Source organism: Kitasatospora sp. NPDC042419, assembly GCF_056437345.1.
In genome coordinates, this window is sequence record NZ_JBWKAW010000028.1 from 74,713 (window position 1) to 96,385 (window position 21,673).

The following is a 21,673-nucleotide window of genomic DNA, read 5'->3' on the forward strand; positions in this document are numbered from 1 at the left end:
TCACCCCCGCCCCCGGCGGGGCACGGCCCCGAACTCGCTGAGCAGCCACAGCAGCGGGTCGGTGACCCGGTAGGGCTGGATGCCGGTGGGCGCCACCAGGGCGTCCGGGGTCGGCCCGGCGCCCAGCGCGGAGACCCCGAAGTAGCGGTAGCGCCGGTAGCTGTTCTCCAGGTCCTGGTCGATCCGCACGCCCTCCCACTCCTTCAGCAGCCGGCGGACCTCCTCGTGGACGTCCAGGCTGTCGGCGGTGTCGAAGCGGTCCCCGGCCGGCGGGTGGCCGCGCAGCGGGCTGCCGGGGTCGAGGGTGTCCCAGAAGGCGTCGAGCTTGGCGAAGACCACCGCCAGCGGGGTGGTGATCCGGCCGGAGGAGCCCTGCTGCCGGGCCATCAGCATGTTGGTCACCCGGCTGAGCACGTTGACCGGCTCGTCGACCCCCTCGGACCCCGGCAGCACGGTGCCCGGCCGGGCCAGCGGGCGGGCGCCGGGCATCTGCAGCGGGTCCAGGATCAGGATGACGCCGTCGGCGTTCGCCAGGTAGCGGGTGTTCAGTTCGACGTTCTCGCGCGAGTTGAAGTCCTCGCCCGCGGTGTCGAAGAAGGAGAGCACGCTGTGCTGCGGGCGGGAGCGGTGCAGCCGGCCGCGGCTGCGGCTGAAGCGGAACACCAGCGGCTCCACCCGGCCGTCGTTGGCCGCCGCGGTCCTCGTGCCGTGGAACAGCCGGCCGTGCCGGTACAGCTGCTCCTCGTAGTCGCTGCCGAAGCGGCGGATCGTCTCGTCGTCCGAGGCCATCAGCGCGGTGCCCAGACCGGCGCCGACCCGGTTCATCAGCTCGTGCAGCAGGACGGTCGTGTAGACCGTCTTGCCGGAGGCCTTGGCGCCGACCATGGCGATCAGCCGGTGGGCGACCATGCCGAACTGGACCGGCAGCGTGCTGTGGCAGACCGGGCAGATCCGGTACGTCGTGTCGGCCCCGCAGCCCGGGCAGGGGGCGGTGGGCTTCCGTCCGTCGGCGCGGAAGACCGGGCCCACGTCGCCGCGCCGGCCGGTCCGTTCGGCGAGCACCGGATCGCGTTCGAAGGCGCAGCGCCGGCCGGTGCGGCTGGTGCGGCCGCTGCACCGGAAGCGGATCTCGCGGGCGGTGAAGGTCTCGTAGCAGTAGGGGCAGGCGAGGCCGGCGGCCATTCAGGTCACCTTCAGTCGGTGCAGGGAGGCGGGACGGAGTTCGGCGGTCGGGCCGCCCGGGCCGGCGGGCGGGTCGTCCGGGTCGGCCGGGGCGAGCGGCAGGCAGACCAGCCAGGAGGCGCCCCGGGTGGCGGGGAAGGGCAGTTCGACGGTGAACGGGATCCGCGCGTCCAGCCGGTGGGCGGGCAGTTCGCGCAGCACCGTGCCGTCCGCGGCGCTGCCGGGGCAGATCCGGCCGAGGCCGTGCACCACCTGGAGGGCGGGCAGCTCGCAGGAGGTGTCGGCGACGAAGGTCAGCCGGGCCGTCCGGCCGCGCAGACCGCGCCGGACGGCGGCCTCGTAGCGCACCAGCGGCGGCCGGGCGGGCAGGAGCAGCGCCGAGGGTTCGGCGAGCGGCTCGGCCGGGTGGGGGGTGAGCGCCTCCACGGTGACGGTGACGGCGCCGCGGCCCACCCGCAGGTCGAGGCCGCCGTCGTGCTGGTAGGACCGGCGGCCGCAGCGGACGTCCCCGGCCTGCGGGAGGCCGGTGGGGTCGGGGGCGTCCAGCGTCCAGCGCACCCGGGCCCGGCGGCTGTCGGGGGGCCAGGACCAGACGATCAGGAGGTGGTCGTCGCGGCGGGTGGCGCGCAGGTGCCGGACGGGCACGGGGTGGAGGGCCTGGCCGGCGGGCGTGGGCAGTGCCGGTGCCGGTGCCGGTTCCGGTGGCGGGGGCTCGGGCGGTGTGCGGGGTGGCGCCTGCTCGCCGGGACGGGGCGCTTCGTGGGCGCCGGCGTGGTCGGTGGGGTCGTACGTATTGCTCGGGTCGGTGGGGTCGGTCGGGTCGGTGAGGTCGGTCGGGTCGGTGGGGTCGTAGGTGGTGCTCGGGTCGGTCGGGGCATGCGTGCGAGTCGGGTCGGGGTGTCCGGCCGGAGGCTGGTGCGACTCCCCGTACGGCGGCGTGGCCGCCCCGGGCCACGGCTCCTGGGGCCACGGCTCGTCGGTTCGCGGCTCCCCGGACCACGCGGTCCCGGGCCGGGTCTCCTCGTGCTCACCCTCCCCGGGCCAGGGGTCCTTCACCTCGTGCTCCGCCGCCGCGGCCCGGCGCCCGTCGTACCCGTGCTGTCCGTCGTACCCGTCCTGTCCGTCGTGCCGGTCGAACCCGTCGTCCCGCCAACGCGGATCGGGGTCGCCCCCTGCCGGCCGCGGTCTGGCGGCCGGGTGGCCGGTGAACACCCGGAGCAGGCCGAACTCCCCGGTGAGCGCCAGCCCGCCGGCCACCGCGGCCCCGGGGTCCCGGGACCGGACGGTGAGTCCGAACCGCTCCTCGAACCACTCGGCCGTCCCCGGGGTGGCGCTCAGCCCGCCGGCCAGCAGCAGGGTGCCCGGGACGTCCCCGTCGCGCTCCCGGGCGGTGTCGAGCAGCGTGCCGACGGCGTCCGCGGCCTGCTCGCGCAGCGGCTCGACCAGCCGTCCGAAGGTCTCCCGGTCGAGCGAGACCTCGTGGTCCGTGCCCTCCCAGCGGACCCGCTGCCAGGCCTCCGGCGCTCCGCCGAGCGAGAGCCGGAGCCGCTCCGCGAGCGGGAGCAACGGCCCGACGGGCGCACCGGGGGAGCCGAGCCGGCGCAGCAGCTCCCGGGCGATCGCCGCGTCCCAGTGGTCGCCGCCGAGCCGTCGGGACACGGTCTCCAGGACGCGGACGGTGCGGTCGCCGTCGACGGCGAGCAGCGTCAGGTCCGAGCTGGTGGCGCCCTGGTCGTACACCAGGACGGAGAGGCTGACGCCCTCGCGGACCGCGCCGTAGTGCAGCGCCGTGGCCACCGACTCGGGCAGCACCATGCCGACCCGCAGCCCGGCCTGCTCGGCGGCCCGTCGCAGCGCCTGCTCGGCGCCGCCGGGGGCGGGCAGGGCGAGTGCCACCTCCTGCGGGTCACCGCCGCCGGACTCCCGGCTGCGCCGGGTGAGGGCGGCCAGGACGAGGGCGGTCAGCGCCTCCGGCCGGAGCGGGCCGCCCGGGGGCCGGCCCTCGCCCGGGGGGTCGGTGCCGTACGGGGCGGCGGGCGGGCGGTCGGCGGCGCCCGCGAAGAGCAGGTCGCGGGCGGACCGGGCGCCCGCCGCCCGGGCGAGCCGGGGTCCGGCCGGGTCGGTGACGTCGACCGTGGCCGGGACGTCGGTCGCGCCGGTCACCACCGGCACCCCGTCGGGGCCCGGCCAGGCGATGCGGGCGTAGCTGTCGCCCAGGTCGATGCCGTGCATCAGCACGTCCCCCCGTCGCCGTTCCCGTTACCGGTCCCGGTTCCGTACCCGTACCCGTGCGCGTCAGCGCCCGCGTGCCCGATCCCGTGCCCGATCCCGTGCCCGTGCCCGTCCTCGTCCCCGTTCGCGGTGGTGTCGGGCGTGATGCGGACCGTGCCGTCGTCGGCGATCCCCAGCCGGATCCGGCTCCCCCTCGGCGGCTCCTGCCCGATGACGTACCGGACCACGGCGGCCAGGACGGGCTCGAACTCGTTGCGGATCTGCCGCCCGCCGTAGGCCTGCCGCTCGGGGTCGGCCATCCGCCCGGTGATCCAGGGGTGGATGCTCTTCAGGTCGTGGACCAGCTCGACCCCGTGGCGTTCGTGCAGGGAGTCGGCGAGCTGGCCGAGCAGGCGGTCCGCGATGCCGACCACGTGCTCGGTGCGCAGCATGTCGAAGACCACCACCCCGGGCTTGAGCCGGCCGTAGATCTCGGGCCGGCCGATCGCCCGGAACTTCTCCTCCACCGCGCCGGTGAAGTGACGGTGCAGCACCTCGTACGGCAGGTCCTCGCCGTGTTCGGCCAGCAGGGCGGGCAGACCGCCCGCGCCGGTGTTGGAGGTGAAGATGATCAGGCTCTGGGAGAAGTACGCCGTCCGGCCCTGGCCGTCGGTGAGCCGGCCGTCCTCCAGGATCTGCAGGAACTTGTCCAGCACCGCCGGGTGGGCCTTCTCGATCTCGTCGAAGAGCAGCACGCTGAACGGGCGTTCCCGCACCCGCCGGGTGAGTTCGCCGCCCTGGTCGTAGCCGATGAAGCCGGGCGGCGCCCCGGCCAGGCGCTCGGCCGCGTGCTCCTGCTGGTACTCGCTCATGTCGAAACGCGCGTAGGCGCTCGGATCACCGAAGATCAACTGGGCGACCGACTTGGCGAGTTCGGTCTTGCCGACGCCGGTCGGGCCGACGAAGAAGAACGAGCCGCGCGGCCGGGCCGCCCCGGAGCCGCCGAAGCCCACCCCGACGTAGGCCGCCTGGAGGGCGCCCACCACCGCGTCGACGGCGGTGCGCTGCCCGATCACCCGGGTGCCGAGCTCCCCGGCCGCCTCGGCGACGGTGCGGCGGTCGATCTGGCTCCAGGGATCGACGTTGACGTTGATGCGGTGGCGCTCCAGCAGCCGGCCCGGCTCCCGGACCGGGACGTGGCGGATGTGCGAGGTCCGGGCCAGCGCGTCCAGCTCCCAGCCCGCCATGCCGTCGGTGGCGCCGACCAGGGCCTCGAACTCCGCCGGGCCGGCGTCCGCCGCGCCGTTGAACTCCCGGCCGATCATGGCGAACCAGCGGCGGCGCTCCGCCTGGTCGGGCGGGCCGATGTGCAGCACCACCGTCCGCGGGTCCTCCCGGTAGAGCCAGGCGGGCAGCCGGGAGAGGTCGCCGACGACGGCGACCACCGCGTTGCGGGCCGCCGCCGGGGGCACGGCGGGGGCGCCGGCGGCCACCGCGTCCGGCTCGTGCGGGGCGGATCCGTGCGGGGTGGATCCGTGCGGGACGGATCCGTGCGGGGTGGGGGCCTTCGGGTCGGTGGTCCTCGCGGCGCCGGTGCCGGTGCCGGCTCCCGCGGCGGTGGCGGCCCGGCCGGCGGCCGCGCGGGGCACCGGGGTGGCGGCGTCGGACATGGCCGCGCGCAGCCGCAGGTAGCCCTGGACGGAGGAGGCCTCGTTCAGCGGCAGGGCGAGGTCGACGTCCTCGAAGACGAAGGCGACCGCCGCCTGCGGGGAGGCCGCCAGCCGGTGGGCCTCGGCCAGCGCGTCGTCCACCGCGGCCAGCCGGCGGGCCGGGCGGGCCGTGAAGAGGTCGCCCGAGGCCGCCCGCCGGAGCCCGCCGCGACGGGTCGTGTGCTCGTCGGCCCGGGCCGGGGGCCACGCCGGATCTCCGGCGTTCCCCGGGCCCGGTTCCGGGCCCCGGTCCGGACGCCGGGTGGCGTCCGGACCGGGGGGCGCGGCCGGCTCCCCTGTGGCCGGCCGTGCGGCGTCAGCCCTCGCGGGCTGACGCTGGTCCAGTGATTCGAAACGCGCCTGGTCGCCGTCGAGCGGGAAGACCAGACCGCCGACCGGGTCCCACCAGGCCACCGTGTCGGCGCCGCAGCCGTGCAGCGCGTGGGCGAGGACGGTGCGGAGCGGTACCGGTCGGCCCCGCCACCACCAGCGGTCCCGGACCTGCCCGGTGAGGATCACCTGGCGGCCGCGCCGGAGCTCCCAGCGCAGCGCCGCCACCCAGAGCGGCGCCTCGGCCCGGGCCACGCTCCGGCTGCCGCTGCCGCTGCCGCTGCCGCTGCCGCCCCCGGTGCCGGCTCCGGCCTCGTCCCGGCCGCTCATGTGGCGCCCCGCGTCATGCCGTTGGCGCTGCCGCTCGTTCCGCCGCTCACGCTGCTCCCGCCGCGCGCCGCCCCGCCGCGCGGCGGCTTGCCGTCCCAGTCCAGCTCGCCCGGGTGGTAGCCGTCCTCGCCCATCGCCTCGTGCACCCGGTCCAGCAGCGCCTCGGTCCGGTCGCAGGTCACCTCGCCGCGCTCGGGCACCACGACGACGTCCGACTCGCCCTCCACCACGTAGCTGAGGACGGCGGTGCCGTCGGCGGTGCTGCCGACGCTCGTCTCGTAACGGGCACCGTTCGGGCGTTCGAAGACCAGCACGAGCTCCTGCCCCAGGTCGCCGCCGCCGGTGAAGGCCAGCCCCTCGCCGGCCATCGCCGCCTTGAGGACCCCGGCCAGCTCGGCGCGCCGCTCGTACGCCAGCAGCAGCTCGTCCAGCCGGGCCTCCGCCTCGGGCAGCAGCCGCTCCAGCTCCGCGACGGCGGTCAGCGCCGTCCCGCCCCAGGAGGCGCGGAGCGCGCCGGTCACCCGGTGCACGGCGGCGAGGAGTCGCCCCTGCAGCTCGGTCTCCCCGAAGTCGGCGGCGTCCCGGGCGGCGTCGCGCGCGGTCTGCTCGACCACGGCGAGCCGGTCCGCCGCCTCCACCAGCTCGGCCGCCAGCTCCGCGGCCTGCCGTTCGGCCTCCAGCCGCAGCCGCTCGGCGGCCTTCTCCCGTGCCTCGCGCTGGAGTTCGGCGGCGCGCCGCTGCGCCTCCCGCTGCCGTTCGGCGGCCTGTTCCCGCGACCTGCGGTGCCGTTCGTCGGCCAGTCGCCGGGCGGCGTCGGCGAGGGCGGCGGCCCGGGCGGCCTGCACGGCGGCCGTGTGGCGGGCCAGTTCGTGCTCGGCGGTGCCCAGAAGGGCCTCCACCCTGAGGGTCTGACGGTCCATCAGTGCCTGCCGGAGGTCGCGCAGCAGCTCGGCGCACCGGTGGCCGCCGGCCGCGTCGACCTCTGCTCCGGTCTCGGCGACCGCGGCGAACTGGCGTTCCAGCGTGGCGATCTGGTACTCCTGTCCGGCCTCGGCGGGCCGGCCGTGGTCGCGGCTCCCGGGCCGAAGCGCCACCGCCCGGCCGCGCAGCTCCTCGACCTCCGCACCGAGCGCGGCGTCCGGCTGGTGCAGTGCGCGCGTCCGCAGATCGGTCAGCCGGTCGGACAGCTCCTGCACGGCGTCCGGGTTGGCCGCCGTCCGCGCCGTGTCGATGAGGACCGCCACCTCGTCCAGGCCGCGGGCTGCCGCCGCGCCCTGCTCACGCAGCACGGCCGCGACCCGCCCGGCCCGCTCGGCCTCCTCCCGCTCGCGGCGCTCGGCCTCCTGGCGGTCGGCCTCCGCCATCGCCTTCGCCCTGCGCTCCCGCTCCCGGCGCTCGGCCTCCTTCTTCGCCTTGTCCCGGGCGGCGGCACGGCGCTCCGCCTCGGCGCGGGCTCTGGCCCTGGCCGCCGCGCGGCGCGCCCGCTCGCGCGCCCGGTCCTGCTCCAGCCGGCGCCGCCGCTCGGCCTGCCGCCGCCGCTTCGCGGCCTCGGCCGCGAGCCGCGAGGCGCCGACCGAGACGCTGCTGTACATCGGTGATCCGCTCACTGTCCGCCTCCTTCGTGGTGCCGGCCCGGCGTGTGCGGACCGTTGGTGCGCGGTGCTGCCGGGGAACGCGGGCCGTCGGCGTGCGGGCCGCCGGCCGGCGGGGGCCGGTCGTCCGGGCCCGCCGCCTGTCGGCCGTCGGCGTTTCGCGCGGCGGTGTCTCCGGCGTCGGTGTTTCGGGCGTCGGCGTCCCGGCCGGTCGGGGGGTGCGGGGGCGACGCGCCCGGGCGGGCGGTGGGAAGGCCGCTGGTGGGCGGTGCTTCGGTGTGCGGGTCGGTCGGCGTGTGCGGGGCGGCGGTCCGCGGGGCGGTGGCCCGTGAGGCGGTGGCCCGTGAGGTCCGGCCGGCAGGGGGCCGCGCCGGCGGGGCCCCGGTGTCCGGGCGCCCGGTGGGCGGGGCCGAGGGGTCCGGGCCCGGGGGCGGTGGCAGGGGTGGCGTGCTGGTGCGAAGGGCGAACCCCCGTTCCTGGAGGCGCCGTTCGACCTCCTCCCGGAAGCCGGGCACCGCCGGCACCCCGGCCCAGGCGAGCGAACCGTCGAGCCCGACCGAGAACTCGATCCCGGCGCCGGTGTCGGGTTCCGCAGGCAGCTCCGCGTAGCGCGGCGACAGCCGGTGGACGCGCTGGTTGGACGATCCCCGCCAGCGCAGGTCCGCGTGGAGGGCGGCCACGTACGGGCCGTCGACGAGCAGATCGAGCCGGTTCAGCAGGGCCCGCTGCGCGGGGGTGCCGCGTCGCAGGGTCTCGTGGCGGAAGCCGGAGTACGCCATCACGGACAGTTCGGGCCGCGCCGCCCGCACGCCGTCCAGCAGCCCGACCAGCGCCCCGGCCTGGGCGAACGGCTCGCCCCCGGAGAGCGTGACGCCCTCGATCCCGGTCAACCCGGCTATCCAGTCGACCAGTTCGGCCACCGGGCGGCCCGGACCGTCGGTGAACGGCAGCGTCTCCGCCGCGACGCAACCCCGGCACCGCAGCGGGCAGCCCTGGACCCAGAGCACCGCCCGCCGACCGGGCCCGAGGACGCTGCACCGGTCGAGGGTGCGCGCCACCGAGAGCCGTGAGTCCGTTCCGGTCATGCCGTTCTCCCCGTCGTGTGTGCCGTCGTGTCCCCGGTCGTGCGCGCCGCCGCGTCCGTCGCCGTGTCCGTCGTCCGGTCCGCCCGGGGCGGCCGCCGGCCGGGCGCCGCCCCGTCGGGCCCGGCCCCGCCGGGCTGGGCCGGGTACTCCTCCCGGCCGCGCCGTGCGAGGTCGCACCACGGGCACCACGGCCGCTCCGCCGTGTACACGTGGCGCCCGTTCGCGGCGCAGCCGCGCAGCCTGCCGTCCGCCAGTTCCGCGTGCAGGGCCGACGCCCAGGCCGAGGCCTCCGGACGGTCGCCCGGGCGCAGCCGCCCGCCGGGCCCGAAGGCGGCGCGCAGGAGTGCCGCGACCCGCCGGGGCAGCAGGTCGGCCGGCGGCAGCGGCCCCCGCAGCGCGACGGACCGGCGGTCCGTCAGCCGGCAGCGCCCGTGCGCGAGGTTGTCGTCCAGCGAGACGTAGCGGCCGCCGTCCCCGGGGAGGCCGGCGAACGGGTGCAGGCCGGCCATCAGCAACTGGTGCACGAGGACCGCGAGGACGAAGTCGTCGCCCGCCCGGGTCCGTACGGACTCCGGTGCCGCCACCGCCTCCGGCGCCGTGTACCCCGCCGTGCGCACCCGGCAGGCGAACTCCCGCCCGCGGTCGGTGAACTGCCAGGAGTCCACGTCCGCGATCCCGACCGCGCCGGACCGGTCCACCCAGAGGTTGTCCGGCTTCAGGTCGCCGACCACGTACTCCTCCGCGTGCAGGGCGGCCAGCAGCGTCGCCAGCCCGGCCGCCGCCCGCAGCGCGGTCTCCCAGGTGGCGTCCGGCAGCCCGGTGCGGCGGCCGTCCGTCCCCACCAGGTCCCCCAGCGGCCGGTACCGGCCGCGCAGGTCGCCCATCAGGTAGCCGTGCACCCCGCCGCGCACCGCGGTGACCGGGACCCGCGGCCAGGCCACCCCGGCGCCCGCGCCGCTGAGCAGCCGGACGGTGCGGGGCTCGCGCCGCCGGCGCACCAGCCGCTCGATCCGGTCCCGGTACGCGGCCGGGTCGGGCGGGCGCGGCACCAGTTTGGCGACCAGCGCCGGGGCGTCTTCCACGGCGTAGACCGTCCCCTCGCCGCCCCACCCGATCTTCTCGGTCAGCCACCACTGCCGGCCGTCGTCGGCCGTCACCCTCACGGCCATCGGGCACCGTCCGGTAGCAGGGCGCAGAGCACCGTCAGGTCGTCGCCGCTGCGGCCCGCCGCCGGGCCGGAGAGCAGGGCGCGCAGCGGCGCGGCGTCGCCGCCGTTGGCGCGCAGGAGGGCGGCCAGCGGTTCGAAGAAGTCCGGCGCGGCGAGCGGGCCCCGGCTGTCCGGGAGCCCGAGTACGGAGGGGTGGTCCAGGGCGAGCGGCGCGCAGCCGTCGGTGGCCAGGACGACGCCGCTGAGGTCGGGCTCCCGCAGGACGAGGGTGGTGAGGTGCCCGCGGGCACCGGGGGAGGAGAGGAAGACGGCCGGGGCGTGCGGCGGCAGGACGAGACGGCACCGTTCGCGGGGACCGTGGTCGCCGGCGGTGCCGCCGCTGCCGGGGCGGGTCAGGACGGTGGCGAAGCAGTCGCCGACGGAGAGGAGGGCCACCCAGGGCGGCCGGAGCACGGCGGCCGCCAGGGTCGCGGCCAGCGCGCCCTCGTCCGGGCGGTCGGGGCGGTCGGGGTGGTCCGGGGCGTCGGGGTGGTCGGGGTGGTCGGGGTGGTCGGGGTGGTCGGGGTGGTCAAGCCCGCCGGTCCCGTCGGGGCGGCCGCCCGGTCCGGGAAGGTCGGGCGTGCCCGGCGGATCCGCCGGACCGGCCGGCCCCGGCGGAGCCCCGGCGGGGCGGTCGGCGGCGAGGACGGCCCGCACCGCACGCAGGTACGCGTCCAGCACGGCCACGGACCGCTCGCCGATCCACTCCCGCCAGGCCGCCGCGTCGCCGTCCGCCGGCGGCACGTCGGCCGTGAGCAGCCGGCAGGCCGCGTCCACGGCGAGGTGCGCCCCGAGCGCGCTGCGGTCGCGGCTGCCCGCGCCGTCCGCGACGGCCAGCACGAGCGGCGGTCCGCCCTGGCCCGCGGGCCGCGAGCCGCCGCGGCCGGACACCGCCTTGAACGCGTCCTGGCAGCCGCGCCCGCGCGCCAGGTGCGCGGTCCCCTGCACCACGGCGCCCGCCACGATCGGGGCGCTCACCGGTACTCCTCGTCCAGGTCGTCCAGGGCGCGGGCGTTCGCGGCGTACTCGTCGACCTGCTCGGAGATCTCCGCGGCCGTGCCGTGGCCGGCCCGGTCCGAACTCTGGAACACGATGTCCAGGATCCGGCCGAAGTCCAGCTTCTCCAGCAGGTGGGTGGCGTGCGGCGCGAGGAGCTCCAGGGTCTCCTGGTCGGCCCCCTTGACCCCGATCACGAAGAGGGCGCACTCGTCCGCGCGCTCCGCCTGCCGCAGCTGTTCGGCGGCGGCCGCGAGCTCGGCCGCGCCCAGCCGCACGCCGGCCGCGTCGCTCGGCGCGCCGTCGGTGATCAGCCAGATCAGCGGCCGCAGCGCCGGCACCCGGCGTGCCGTGAGGTCCAGCCGGCGCCGGCGCGCGACGTCCAGGGCGAACCGCAGGGCCGGCACCATGCAGGTGAAGCCCCCCGCCGTCAGGGCGGGCGTCCGCAGCCCGTCCAGCGGGCTGAACAGCGCCTCGTCGGCGGCCTCGCCCGGCGGGCGGAAGACCCCCGCGGAGGGGTCGAAGACCCGGACCCGCGAGTCGAACGCGACCAGGCAGACCTCCACCCTGGAGCGCAGCCGGTCCCTGGCCCGGATGGAGTCGAGGCCGTGGGCGAGCGCCCGGTTGAGGTCGGCGATCGGCGGGGCGTGCACGGGGCGGTTCATCGAGGCGGAGGTGTCCAACAGGACGATCACCGGCTGTCGTTCGTCCAGGCCGCGCCCGAACCCGATGCCGCCGCCCGCGGCGCCGCTGTCCGTCGTCACGGCGCACCCACCGTCTCCGCCGCCCCGCGACCGCCGGCGTGGCCGGCACGCGGACCGGGCGGCACGATCGCGGCCCGCAGCGGGGCGAACAGCCGGTTCACCTCCGCGACCCCGTCCGGGGTGTCGAGCTCGTGGCCGGTCCCGGACTCGCTCTTCAGCGCCTCCTCGCCGCAGCGGTCGCCGAACAGCACCAGGGCGCGGCGCGGCCGGTGCCGCCGGGACTGCCAGACCAGGCCCTGGGCCTCCGGCGCCCGGGACCGCAGCTCCGTGGCCCAGCGCCGGGTCTGCGCGTACCCGGGGCCCTCGGTCTCCAGCAGCCAGGAGTCCTGGCAGACGGCGGCGAGGTCCTCCTCGGTGACCAGCTCGACGAGGCACAGGTCGACGGTGGTCCGCAGTGCCGTCAGCGAGCGCTGGGCGACGGCCCGGTAGGGGACCAGGCGCATCCCGGTGCCGGCGTCGAAGGGCAGCGCGCGCAACAGCACCTCGGCGAGCGCGGTGGCCGGCTCGGGCGCGGCGTAGAGGAAGGAGTACGGGTCGGCCATGGTGCCGTCGAAGCGGCTGCCGCCGAAGTGGGAGTCGGCCGGCACCGGGTTGAAGCCGGCGCCGGGGCGTCCGGTCCGGTGGCAGCGCCACAGGCCGGTGCCGGCGGGCAGGGTCCGCAGGTGCGGGCGCATCCGGAAGCCGTCGGAGTCCCGGGGCGGGGGGTACGCGGGCATCAGTCGCCCTCCACCATGGACAGGGCGGCCGCGGTCAGCAGCTCGTCCGAGACCAGTCCGAGCAGTGCGGCCGGGGTGCCGCCGAGCCAGCTGTTTCCGGCGAGCCACCAGTCGGCGGCCCCCCAGGGGTCCGCCTCGGCCAGCAGCAGCCGGTTGATCCGCGCGACGACCGGCAGCGGGCCGGGGTGGTGGTCGGGGGGCCGGTGGCCGTGCTGCCGATGGTCGTGGCCGGGAGGGTCCGGGTCGTCGGCGCCCGGGTGGGCAGCCGGCTGCGGGGCGGCGAACTGGAAGGCGGGGTACCGGGGTTCGCCCGTCTCGTCGACCAGCCGGATCAGCAGGCCGGCGCCGGCCAGGGCGGGCGCGTCCAGGCCGCGAGCGGCCAGTTCGGCACGGCCGAACGAGGGCGCGGCGAGCAGACGGAGCTGCACGGCGGCGATGATCCCGGCGGTGTCCGGCGCGGTTCCCGGCGGGGTGCCGGGCAGGGCGTCCGGCGCAGCCTCGGCCGGGTGCTCGGGAGTCCGGCCGGGGGCGTGGCCGGGGGCGTGCCCGGGGGCCGGTTCCGCGGTGGCCGCGGCGAACTCCGCCGCGGCGTCCGTCTGCGCGAGCCAGGCCAGCAGCTCCCGGGCCGACGAGGCCGACGAGGCCAGCGGCCGGGGGCCGGCGGCGACCAGCCGCGTCGAGTCCATGGCCATGCGCACCGGGTGGTCCAGCGGCAGGGACAGGAGGACGAGCCTGACGCCCTGGAAGGCCCGCCGGGTGCTCCGCTCGTCGCCCTGCGCCTCGGCGAGCGCGGTCAGGCGGACGATCAGCAGTCCGTAGTGGGCGTCGTCCAGGATGGCCCGCATGTCGGCCCAGTGCTGCCGCACCAGTGCCAGCAGTTCCTCCGGGTTCATTCCGTCCCCTCCTGCCGCGTCGTGGCCGTGGCTGCAGCCGGGTCCGTTGCCGTTGCTGTTGCCGTCGCCGCGGGCCGGCCCGGCGTGCCGTCCGCGGCCCCCGGGTGGCCCTGGTGGATGAAGGCCGCCCAGACCGGCAGCCGGTCGAGGTGGGGATGCGCCACCGCGCGCCGCAGCTCCCCGCCGAGGCCCTCGGGAGCCTCCCGGTGCGGGTCCAGCATCCAGAGCTGGGCCGCGCGCAGCGCGTCGGCCGGGCTGAGGCCGGTCACCGCCACGTGGTGGTGGAAGACCGCCATCATCAGGGCGGACGCACCGTCCCGGGTCGTCCAGCGCGAACCGACGACGTCCTTGGCGCCGCTCGCCAGGAACGCGGTGGCCAGGGTCAGCGCCTCGTCGTGGTCGCGGGTGGAGAGGTCGGTCTCGCAGGCGCTCAGCACCACCAGGGGACCGGCCCGGTGGCCGCCGGTCCCGGCCGGACGGTCCAGCAGGCGGGTCACGGTGAGCATGCCCGGGTCGGGGGCGCCGGCCGGGGGGTTCGCGCCCTCGGCGGTGGCGTGCACCGGGTCGGGGACGGCGAGGCTGAGCGCGGAGACCGTCGGCCGGACACCGGCCGAGCCGTGCGAGGCGATGTGCAGCAGCGAGAGCGGCCGCCGCGCGTCCGCGCCCGGGAGCAGTGCGAGCATCTCCTCCGGCGTCCCCGGGCCTGCCGGCTCCCCGTCCAACTCGTAGTACTCGCCGTAGAGTTCCGCCCCCGGGTAATAGCCGTCACGGAGCGCGAGGATCTCCAGCTCGGCCTGGGTCAGGTCCATCCGCGGGTCGGCCACCAGGACGGGGCGGGCGCCCGGTGCGAGCCGTTCGCGCGCCGCGGCCCGCAGGAACTCCCGGCCCGACGCCGCGTAGGACAGCACCATGATCTCGCACGCGTAGCGGTGCCGTGAGCCCGCCGGCAGCCGGGCGGCGTGCCAGGGCACGGCGCCGAGGTTGCCGCAGGGGACCAGCACGAACCGGGGTGGACCGGGCCGTCCCCGGTGCCGGTCCGGGTTGGCCTCCAGGCGCTCGGCGATGCCGAGGAGGACCGGACCGACGACGGCCGGCCAGGCCCAGTCGCACAGCCCGGCGAGCGACCGCTCCCAGCGGGCCTCGACCGCGTCGGCGGCGTCGGCGGCGTCGGCGCTCCAGGCCTCCGTGGCCCGGCGCAGCCGCGAGCGCTCCGCCGACACGTCCAGGAAGTCCTCCAGCGGCGCGCGTCCGGCCAGGGAGAGCTGCGGCAGGGCGAGGACCCCGGGCTCCAGGTCCGGCCCCAGGATGATCGCCATGCCGGGCGTCCCCTCCGCGCCCGGCAGCACGTACACCAGGGCGTCGGTCTCGCCCGGCCGCAGTCCGGCGGACAGCTCCGCCAGGGTCGGCGGCTCGAACAGCCCGGGGCCGCCCCGGAGCGCGTTCAGGGCCCGCCGCCGCAAAAGGCTCGGGACCGGCTGCTCGGCGCCGCCGTCCCGGTCCGACTCCGCCTGCCGCCAGGCGTCCGCCAGCCCCTGGTGGCCGCGTGCCGCCAGCAGTTCGGGCACCTCGGCCGAGGCCGCGGCCGCCTGCAGGACCATCGACCGGCCGAGCTCCAGCATGGTCACCGCGCGTTCGGCCTGCCCCTGGGAGCCGGCCCACCAGGCCGCTTCGAGGGCGCGCGAAGACCCGTCGCGCGCCCTCAGCAGCCGGTGCTCGGCCCCGACCTCCAGCAGCACGTCGGCGGTCAGCACCTCGAAGGACTCCACCATGGCCTGAGCCGCGGCCGCCTGGTCGCCGGCGGCGGCGTCGCCGCGCCTGCGGTAGGCCTCGGCCAGGGCCCACAGCAGGTCGGCGTGCTGCCACGCGCCGGTGCCCGACGCGGCTCGCCGGGCCCCCTCCAGGTCCTCGACGGCACGGTCCTGGTCGGCCCGCGATTTGGTGAGTTCGGCCTTGAGATGGCTGGCGAACGCGATGAGCGGCAGTCCCGCCCCCCGCGGGTTGAGCAGGCTCGCCGGGTGTTCGGACGGTTCACGCTCCAGGGAGTCGCGGAGCAGCTCCAGGTCGCCGTCGATCCCGGCGCGGATCGCCGCGAGGTTGAGCCGCAGCGGTTCCAACAGTCCGCCGTCGCCGGGCGTGCCCTCCAGCAGGCGCAGGCCCTCGTCCATGGACCGCAGTCCGGCTCGCAGGGTCTCCGTCTCGTGCGTCAGCCTCCAGAGGTCCTGGTGAAGCATCCCGAGTATGAGCAGTGTGACCCCCAGGGCGTCGTCGCCGTCGGGCAGGCCCTCCCGCACGGCGAGGACTTCCGCGATGCAGGACTCGACGCCCGCCCGGTCCTCGGCGAGTCGGAGCCGGTGGCCGCGCTGGGCCGCGGCGACGACCCGGACCTGGGCGGTGAACGAGCCGGGGAGCGAGACGAGTTGCCCCAGCGCCTCGCCGAGCCGCCGCTCCGCCGCCTCGGCGTCGAGCAGGTTCCCGCCGAGGTACTGCGAGGCGGACAGGACGGCGGGGCCGACGGCGCCGAGCAGTTGGTGCCAGTCGCTGCCGGGCGGCATCCCGTCGGAGGCCTGCCGCAGCGCGCCGAGGACGTCGGCGATCAGGCCCTGGTCCCGCTGCTGCAGTGCGGGGACCAGGGTGGCCATGGCGTAGGTCAGCGCGTCCTGCGCCGTGTCGGCGGGATCGCCGGTGCCGTGGCTCCGGCCGGTCCGGACCCGCTGCGCCAGCCGGGCGAGCTGCTCCGGCGCGAGGGAGCCCGGCAACGTCATCTCCACCATGGCGAGCGCCGTGGCCATGGACCGCTCGAACTCCTCGCGCTCGGCCTCCGCCCCGAGCGGGGGCCGGGGTCTGGGCGGGTCGCCGACGGGCGGTTCCGTGGGTGCCTGTTCCGTGGAGGCCGGCTCGGCGGGCGCGGGTTCCGCGGCTGCCCGGGTGACGGGGACCGGCTCGGCGAGGACCGGGACGACGGGGACCGGGGCGGTGGCGGGCGGTGCGGCCGTGGGCATGACCGTGGGCGCGGCCGTGGGGATGAGGCTCATCAGCACCCGCATCTGCTGCAGGCCGGGGAAGTCCGCCGGCAGCGCGTCGAGCAGCGGTCCGACGCCGGCGACGAAGTCGGTGACACCGCCCTGGGCCAGGCCGAGGACCGTGGCCATGCCGTCCAGCTGCGCGCGCAGCTCCGCGGGCAGCCGGGCGTCCCGCAGGGCGTCCAGCAGTCCGCGCAGTTCGGTGATCTCCGGACCGCCGGCGTCCAGGGCGCCGAGGTTCTCCAGCTGCCAGCCGACCAGGGCGGAGAAGTTCGACGTGCCTGCGGGATCCACGGCCGGCTTCGGGAACAGCAGGGTGGCGAGGTACAGCGCGGTCCGGTGGGCCTCCCAGCCGGTGGGCGGCACCGCGCAGGCCCGTGCCTCGCGCAGCAGCCGCAAGGCGCGGGTGCGGTCGGCGGGTTCGTCGCCGCGGCGCAGGTGGCGGACGGCGAGCAGGCCGCCGAGGCGCGCCGCGAGGATCGGCCGGATCGGCTCGTCCGGTCCCAGCAGCCCCTCCAGTTCGCCGAGTTCACCGATCAGCCGGTCGTGGGCCACCGGGTCGTCGATCCGCGGCCGGGGCGGCCCGGACGGGTCGGGCAGCAGCAGCGCCTCGGTCCGCCCCGTCGCGTCCAGGGCCCAGGAACGTACCCCGGCCAGGCCGCTGCCGTCCGTGAACTGTGGCTCTGGAAGATCGTTCTGACCAAGCGTCATGATGCGGCTCCGTCGTCCGTGCGCCTCGTGGCGTCCACATCATGGCCCGCCCCGGGGGCGGCGGAACCCCGCTCGGGCCCGGCGACCGGATCTCAACCGGGAACCGACCGCGTTCCGCCCGCGAGCGCCCCCGGACCGGCGGATCCGCCCCCCCGCACGGGCCGGACGGGGGCGGGTGCGGTGGCGTCCGACGGCCGGTCCGCGACCGCGTCCCGCTCCGCCCGGTGGGCGCACCCGCGCGGCCGGGCTTCTCACGGAATCACCGGCAGCGGCGCGGGCGGGGGCAGTAGGGTGAGCGCCGTTCCGGAGAACTGACGAATGATCAGGAGCACGGGTGTTGGCGGGGATTCCGATCACGGTCCAGGTGGGCGAAGCCGTCCTGGAGGTCGAGACCGTACCGGTGGCCGGGACGCAGGGCACCTCACGGCTCGGTGACTCCGCCGAGCAGGTGCGGGACGCCTTCGCCCGGGCTCAGCAGGCCATCGTCGAGATCGCCGCCTCCACGGTCCAGGTGATCGAGGGGGCCGGTCGGCGGGCCGCCCGGCCGGACGAGATGGAGGTCGAGTTCGGCCTCAGCTTCTCCGCCAAGGGCACGGTCCTGATGGCCAGCACGGCGGGGCAGGCGACGCTGAAGGTGAAGCTGACCTACCGGCGAGGTGGCGAGGCCGGCCCCGCGGCGCCGGGGGAGGGGGAGTCGTCGGCGTCCGACGCTGACGGCGAGGGCGAGGCCACCCAGGGTCCTCACGGCGTTCAGGGCGGTCAGGGTTCGGACGGCTCCGGGACCGACGGGACGGACGGGACCGGAGGGACCGCTGCGCCGACCGGGCCGGCGGAGCAGGCGTGACGGCAGCCGCCTACCGGGAGCCGCGCAGCTCGGGGGCGCTCGGGCGGATCCTCGACCCGGCCGGTGAACCGGTCGGCACCTGCTTCCAGGTGGCCCCGGGCGTCATCGTCACCGCGTGGCACGTGCTGGCCGCCCTGGGGTGTGCCGAGGTCGGCGGCAGGGTGCTGATCGACCCGCTCGCCGATCCGTCGGCGGGTCCGTCCGGCGACCCGGCGGGCGCCCTGACGGGTGTCCCGGCGGGTGCCCGGGCGGCGGACGTCGTGGCGACCGGGCCGGTCTGGGACCTGGCCGTACTGCGCTGCGCCGAACCGCTGGCCGGTTCCGTCGCGGGCCTGCTGCCCACCGACGGGGTCGAGCTCCGGACGGGCGTCTTCGTGACGGGTGTGCCGACCGTCGTCGACCCGGGGCGCGACTACCGGCACCTCGACGCCCCGGGCGTCTGGCAGGGCGGCACCCTGACCGACCGGCAGGTGTCCCTGGGCAGGTTCAGCGCCGATTCGGTGGTGCCCGGAATGAGCGGTGCGCCGGTGCTGCGGATCCGCGACAACCTGGTGGTGGGCGTGGTCTCGGCGCGGTACAACAGCCTGGACGGCTGGCTGCGGGACACGGTCTGGGCCGCGCGGACCGAGGACCTGGCCGAGCTGCTCGCCACCGTCCCAGGCCTGGCCCTGCACACCCAGGTGGTGCTCACCGACCGGGTCAACGCCGTCGCGGCGACCGCCGTGACGGCGGGGTGGGCGGCCGGTGCGCCGTCTCGGGTGGCCCGCCCGGGCCGCCCGGGCGACGCGGACGCGAACGGACCGAACGCGGACGGCGCGACCGGCCCGGCCGGCGAATCGGCCGGGCCGTTCGAGGCGGCGCTGGAGGTCTTCCAGGTCCTGGCCGCGCTGGACGAGGCCGCTCGCGGCACGGGCGGGATCGTCGTCGTCCTGGAGCAGTTGCTCCGCCGGGCCGCCGACACCCTCGTCGACCCGCCCGCGGGCGGGGGCACCTTCGCCGGCGGGCCGGACGAGGTGTCCGACCTGTGCTGGGCCTTCCGCCGCCGGCTGCGCCGGCACGGGCTCGATCCCCGGGTGCTGCTGCGGGCCCTGCCCGAGCACGAGGAGGCCCGCCGCCTCTGGCTCGTCCCGCTCGCCGCACCGGCCCCGCCGGACGCGTCCGCACCGTCCGACGCGGCCGCCGGGCCGGACGGTGCGGACCGACTGCCCGCCCTGCTCGACGCGTTCCGGGCCGCCCTGGTCGACGCGCTGGACGAGCCGCTGTTCGCCCGGCTGTCCGCCACCGGACGGCGCTACCTCGCCGCAGCCCTGACCGGCACCGGCACCGGCACCGGGAGCGCGAGCGGGCCGGGTCTGCGGACGTTCCTCGCCGCGGTGACGGAGCAGCTCCCGCCGCTGCGCGGCACCTCGACCGCGCTGGTGGTCTTCACCGGCCCCGCCTCGGAACCGGAGGACGACTCCGCCCCCGGCGCCGCCGCCGCCACGGGCGCGCCCCCCGGTGGGCAGGGCGCCACCGGCGGTATCGAGGGCCTCCGGGGCGCCGAAGGCACCGTGGCTCACCGGCACATCGCCTCCGTGGCAGCCCAGTTGGCCCGGCTGCCGGACCCGGACCCGTGCTTCCTGGGGCGCGAGGAGCTGGTCGACCGGATCGTCGGGGCGCTGCGCAGACGCCACGCCCGCTACGGGCGTGCCACCGCCTTCCTGGCCGGTCGGCCCGGTGTCGGCACCTCCGCCGTGGCCGTCGAGGTCGCCCGCCGGCTCGCTCCCGACTTCCCCGGGGGTGTCCTCCACCTCGACCTGTTCGGCCTGCAGCCCGGCCTGTGCCGGGACGCCCGGACGGTCGTCCGCGTGGTGACCGAGGCACTCGGACTCGACCTCGGCTCCGGCGCGATGGACGACGCCCACCTCTTCACCGCCTTCACCGGCGCCCTGAGCGACCGCGGCGTCCTGCTGGTCCTCGACAACGCCCGGGACGCCGCCCACGTGGCGCCGCTCGCCAGGGCCGCCGCGGGCGGGGCGGTCATCGTCACCTCGCGGGACCGGAAGCAGGGCTACGCCGACCCCGGACTCGTCTTCACGGTGGGCCCGCTGCGCCGGGACGCGGCCGTCCGGGTGCTGTCCTGGTGCGGCGACGAGCAGGTGGCCGACCACCGCCCGCTCCACCTGCTCGCCCACTTGTGCGACGACGTGCCGATGGCCCTGCGGATGGTCGGGGCCCGGCTGACCAGCGATCCGGACCTCGACCTCGACTACCTGGTGCAGGTCCTGGAGGAGGAGACCACCCGGCTCGACTACCTGGAGGCCGGTGACCGGGCCCTGCGGGCGGCCATCGGCCTGAGCTACGACGCGCTGGACGGGCCCGCCCGGCGGGTGTTCCGCTTCACCGCCGCCGCTCCGGGCGCGGCGACCACCGGGCCCGAGCTGGGCCACGGCCTCGACGCCCCGCCGCTGCGCCAGGAGCTCCTCCTCAACCGGCTGGCGGACCGGAGCCTCGCCGGGAAGGAGATCGTCCGGGTTCCGGACCGGCCGCTGCTCGCCACCTTCACCCTCTTCGACCTGGTCCGGCTGTACGCGCTGGAGCGCCTCACGGAGGAGGAACAGCCGGACGCCGTAAGGGACTTCCGGCGGCGGACGGTGGCCTACCTGTGCGACGCCGTCGCCGACGTCACCGACGGGGCCGCGGACGGCGGGCAGGCCGGCGATCTCGACCCGGCCCGCTTCGAGGACGCGCTGCGGCTGGCCCGGGAGCACGACTGGCTCGACCTCGCCACCCGGCTGGCGATCGGTCTGCACGTCCTCGCCCTGGCGCGCGGCGAACTCGACGGCATCCTGGCGATCAACGCGACCCGGGTCGCCCTGCACCTGAAGGCGGGGGAGCCGGAGGAGGCCGTGAAGGCCTGTCTGCTGAACGCGGAGACCCTGGTGCCCAAGCAGGCCCTCGACGCGGCGGACGACTCGCTCCGGGAGGCGATCCGGATCGCCGAGGCGTACGGACTGGGCCTGCGGGCGGCCGAGGGCCGTTTCCGGCTGAGCCTGCTCCGGTGGGAGCAGGGGCGGTTCGCCGAGGCGCTGGAGGCGGGCGTCGAGTCGGCCGACGGGTTCGACCGGCTCGGACGCGAGCGGTCCGCGGTTCCCGTGGCGGCCAACAACTGTCTGATCGCCCTGCGGATGGACGACGGTGCCGCCGCGCTCGCCTGGGGGCGCCGCGCGGTGGAGCTGGCCGACCGTCACGGCACCGCGTACCAGCAGGCCGCCGCCAGGCACGACCTGGGGCGGGCCGAGCTGCTCGCCGGCGACTTCGGGGCGGCGGTCCGCACCGCCCGGGACACGGCGGACCGCTGGCAGCGGCAGGACTACCGGCTGGACGCCGGGACCTGCTGCACCATTGCCGCCGAGGCGGCCGAGGCGGCGGGCGACCTCGCGTCGGCGGCCGAACTCCGCAATGCCGCCGTCGACCACTGCCTCGCGGTGGGGGCCACCGGCCGGGCACTCGACGGCCTCGTGGGGCTGAGCGCGCTGTACATGCGGGCCGGGGCCCATCGGAACGCCGGATTCACCCTGGACCGTGCCGTGCGGACCCTCCGGGTGGAGAGCGCGCCGGGGGCGGACGACGCGGAGGTGCCGGTGCAGCTGCGGCCGGAGGTCCTGCTGCGGCGGGCCGCCGTCCGGCTCTTCCCGGACGTCCTCGTGACGGGTGACGGGGAGTGGGAGGAGGTCGGCGCCAGGCCCGGTGAACTGGGCCGGGCGGACCGGCCGGTCAGGGCTGGTGAGGAGGCGCCGCCCGGCGAGGCCGAACCGGCCGAGCCCTCGGCCGGTGAGGAGCTGGACCGGCTCCGCGACCTCCTCACCCGCCACCGGGACGGCACGGTCCCGGACGGGGAGGCCCGTCGGCAGGCCGAGGCGCTGCTCGTCTCCGGCACCCTCCACCCGCCGGTGAAGGCGGCCTGGCTCTACCGGGAACTGCACGGTGTCGACGACCGCCCGGCCGCGTCCCTGCCCGGCGGCGGCGGCGGGTAGGGAGGGCGGGGCGCCCGCCGGCGCGGGCGCGCGGGTCGTCCGCGCGGGTCGTCCGCGTGGGGCCCTG

Annotated in this window: 13 protein-coding genes; 2 read left to right on the top strand and 11 right to left on the bottom strand. The window is 77.4% G+C overall.

What is annotated here, in order from left to right; all coding sequences use genetic code 11:
* From AC067J_RS35195 to AC067J_RS35245, 11 genes are read right to left on the bottom strand one after another with little or no spacing between them, the layout of a single operon-like run.
* Entirely contained in the window at positions 1 to 1,182 is a 1,182-nt protein-coding gene (locus tag AC067J_RS35195) for a TRAFAC clade GTPase domain-containing protein (RefSeq protein ID WP_478306269.1), read from the bottom strand.
* Complete coding sequence (locus AC067J_RS35200) at positions 1,183 to 3,414, bottom strand: Hsp70 family protein (RefSeq protein ID WP_478306271.1); 2,232 nt, start codon at positions 3,412 to 3,414, stop codon at positions 1,183 to 1,185.
* Positions 3,414 to 5,762, bottom strand: coding sequence for an AAA family ATPase (locus AC067J_RS35205; protein WP_478306273.1), 2,349 nt, complete (start codon positions 5,760 to 5,762; stop codon positions 3,414 to 3,416). The genes AC067J_RS35200 and AC067J_RS35205 overlap by 1 nt, the downstream gene beginning before the upstream one ends.
* A complete protein-coding gene (locus AC067J_RS35210; RefSeq protein WP_478306274.1) occupies positions 5,759 to 7,369 on the bottom strand; it encodes a hypothetical protein in 1,611 nt (536 codons plus the stop codon). Before AC067J_RS35210 ends, AC067J_RS35205 begins: the two co-directional genes overlap by 4 nt.
* On the bottom strand, positions 7,366 to 8,439 hold the full coding sequence (locus AC067J_RS35215) for a 4Fe-4S single cluster domain-containing protein (protein WP_478306276.1): 1,074 nt from the start codon (positions 8,437 to 8,439) through the stop codon (positions 7,366 to 7,368). Before AC067J_RS35215 ends, AC067J_RS35210 begins: the two co-directional genes overlap by 4 nt.
* Positions 8,436 to 9,608, bottom strand: coding sequence for a protein kinase domain-containing protein (locus AC067J_RS35220; protein WP_478306278.1), 1,173 nt, complete (start codon positions 9,606 to 9,608; stop codon positions 8,436 to 8,438). The genes AC067J_RS35215 and AC067J_RS35220 overlap by 4 nt, the downstream gene beginning before the upstream one ends.
* A complete protein-coding gene (locus AC067J_RS35225) occupies positions 9,599 to 10,624 on the bottom strand; it encodes a protein phosphatase 2C domain-containing protein (RefSeq protein ID WP_478306280.1) in 1,026 nt (341 codons plus the stop codon). Before AC067J_RS35225 ends, AC067J_RS35220 begins: the two co-directional genes overlap by 10 nt.
* Positions 10,621 to 11,406 (bottom strand): vWA domain-containing protein, encoded by a 786-nt coding sequence (locus AC067J_RS35230; protein ID WP_478306282.1) that lies wholly within the window; start codon positions 11,404 to 11,406, stop codon positions 10,621 to 10,623. The genes AC067J_RS35225 and AC067J_RS35230 overlap by 4 nt, the downstream gene beginning before the upstream one ends.
* Positions 11,403 to 12,122, bottom strand: coding sequence for an RES family NAD+ phosphorylase (locus AC067J_RS35235; RefSeq protein ID WP_478306283.1), 720 nt, complete (start codon positions 12,120 to 12,122; stop codon positions 11,403 to 11,405). Before AC067J_RS35235 ends, AC067J_RS35230 begins: the two co-directional genes overlap by 4 nt.
* Positions 12,122 to 13,015 (bottom strand): hypothetical protein, encoded by an 894-nt coding sequence (locus AC067J_RS35240; protein WP_478306285.1) that lies wholly within the window; start codon positions 13,013 to 13,015, stop codon positions 12,122 to 12,124. The genes AC067J_RS35235 and AC067J_RS35240 overlap by 1 nt, the downstream gene beginning before the upstream one ends.
* Entirely contained in the window at positions 13,012 to 16,746 is a 3,735-nt protein-coding gene (locus tag AC067J_RS35245) for a CHAT domain-containing protein (protein WP_478306287.1), read from the bottom strand. Before AC067J_RS35245 ends, AC067J_RS35240 begins: the two co-directional genes overlap by 4 nt.
* A 337-nt stretch (positions 16,747 to 17,083) precedes the next feature.
* Between AC067J_RS35245 and AC067J_RS35250 the strand changes: the two genes are divergently transcribed.
* Both AC067J_RS35250 and AC067J_RS35255 read left to right on the top strand, forming a co-directional pair.
* Entirely contained in the window at positions 17,084 to 17,590 is a 507-nt protein-coding gene (locus AC067J_RS35250; RefSeq protein ID WP_478306289.1) for a CU044_2847 family protein, read from the top strand.
* Positions 17,587 to 21,606 (top strand): trypsin-like peptidase domain-containing protein, encoded by a 4,020-nt coding sequence (locus AC067J_RS35255; RefSeq protein WP_478306291.1) that lies wholly within the window; start codon positions 17,587 to 17,589, stop codon positions 21,604 to 21,606. Before AC067J_RS35250 ends, AC067J_RS35255 begins: the two co-directional genes overlap by 4 nt.
* The last annotated feature ends 67 nt before the right edge of the window (positions 21,607 to 21,673 follow it).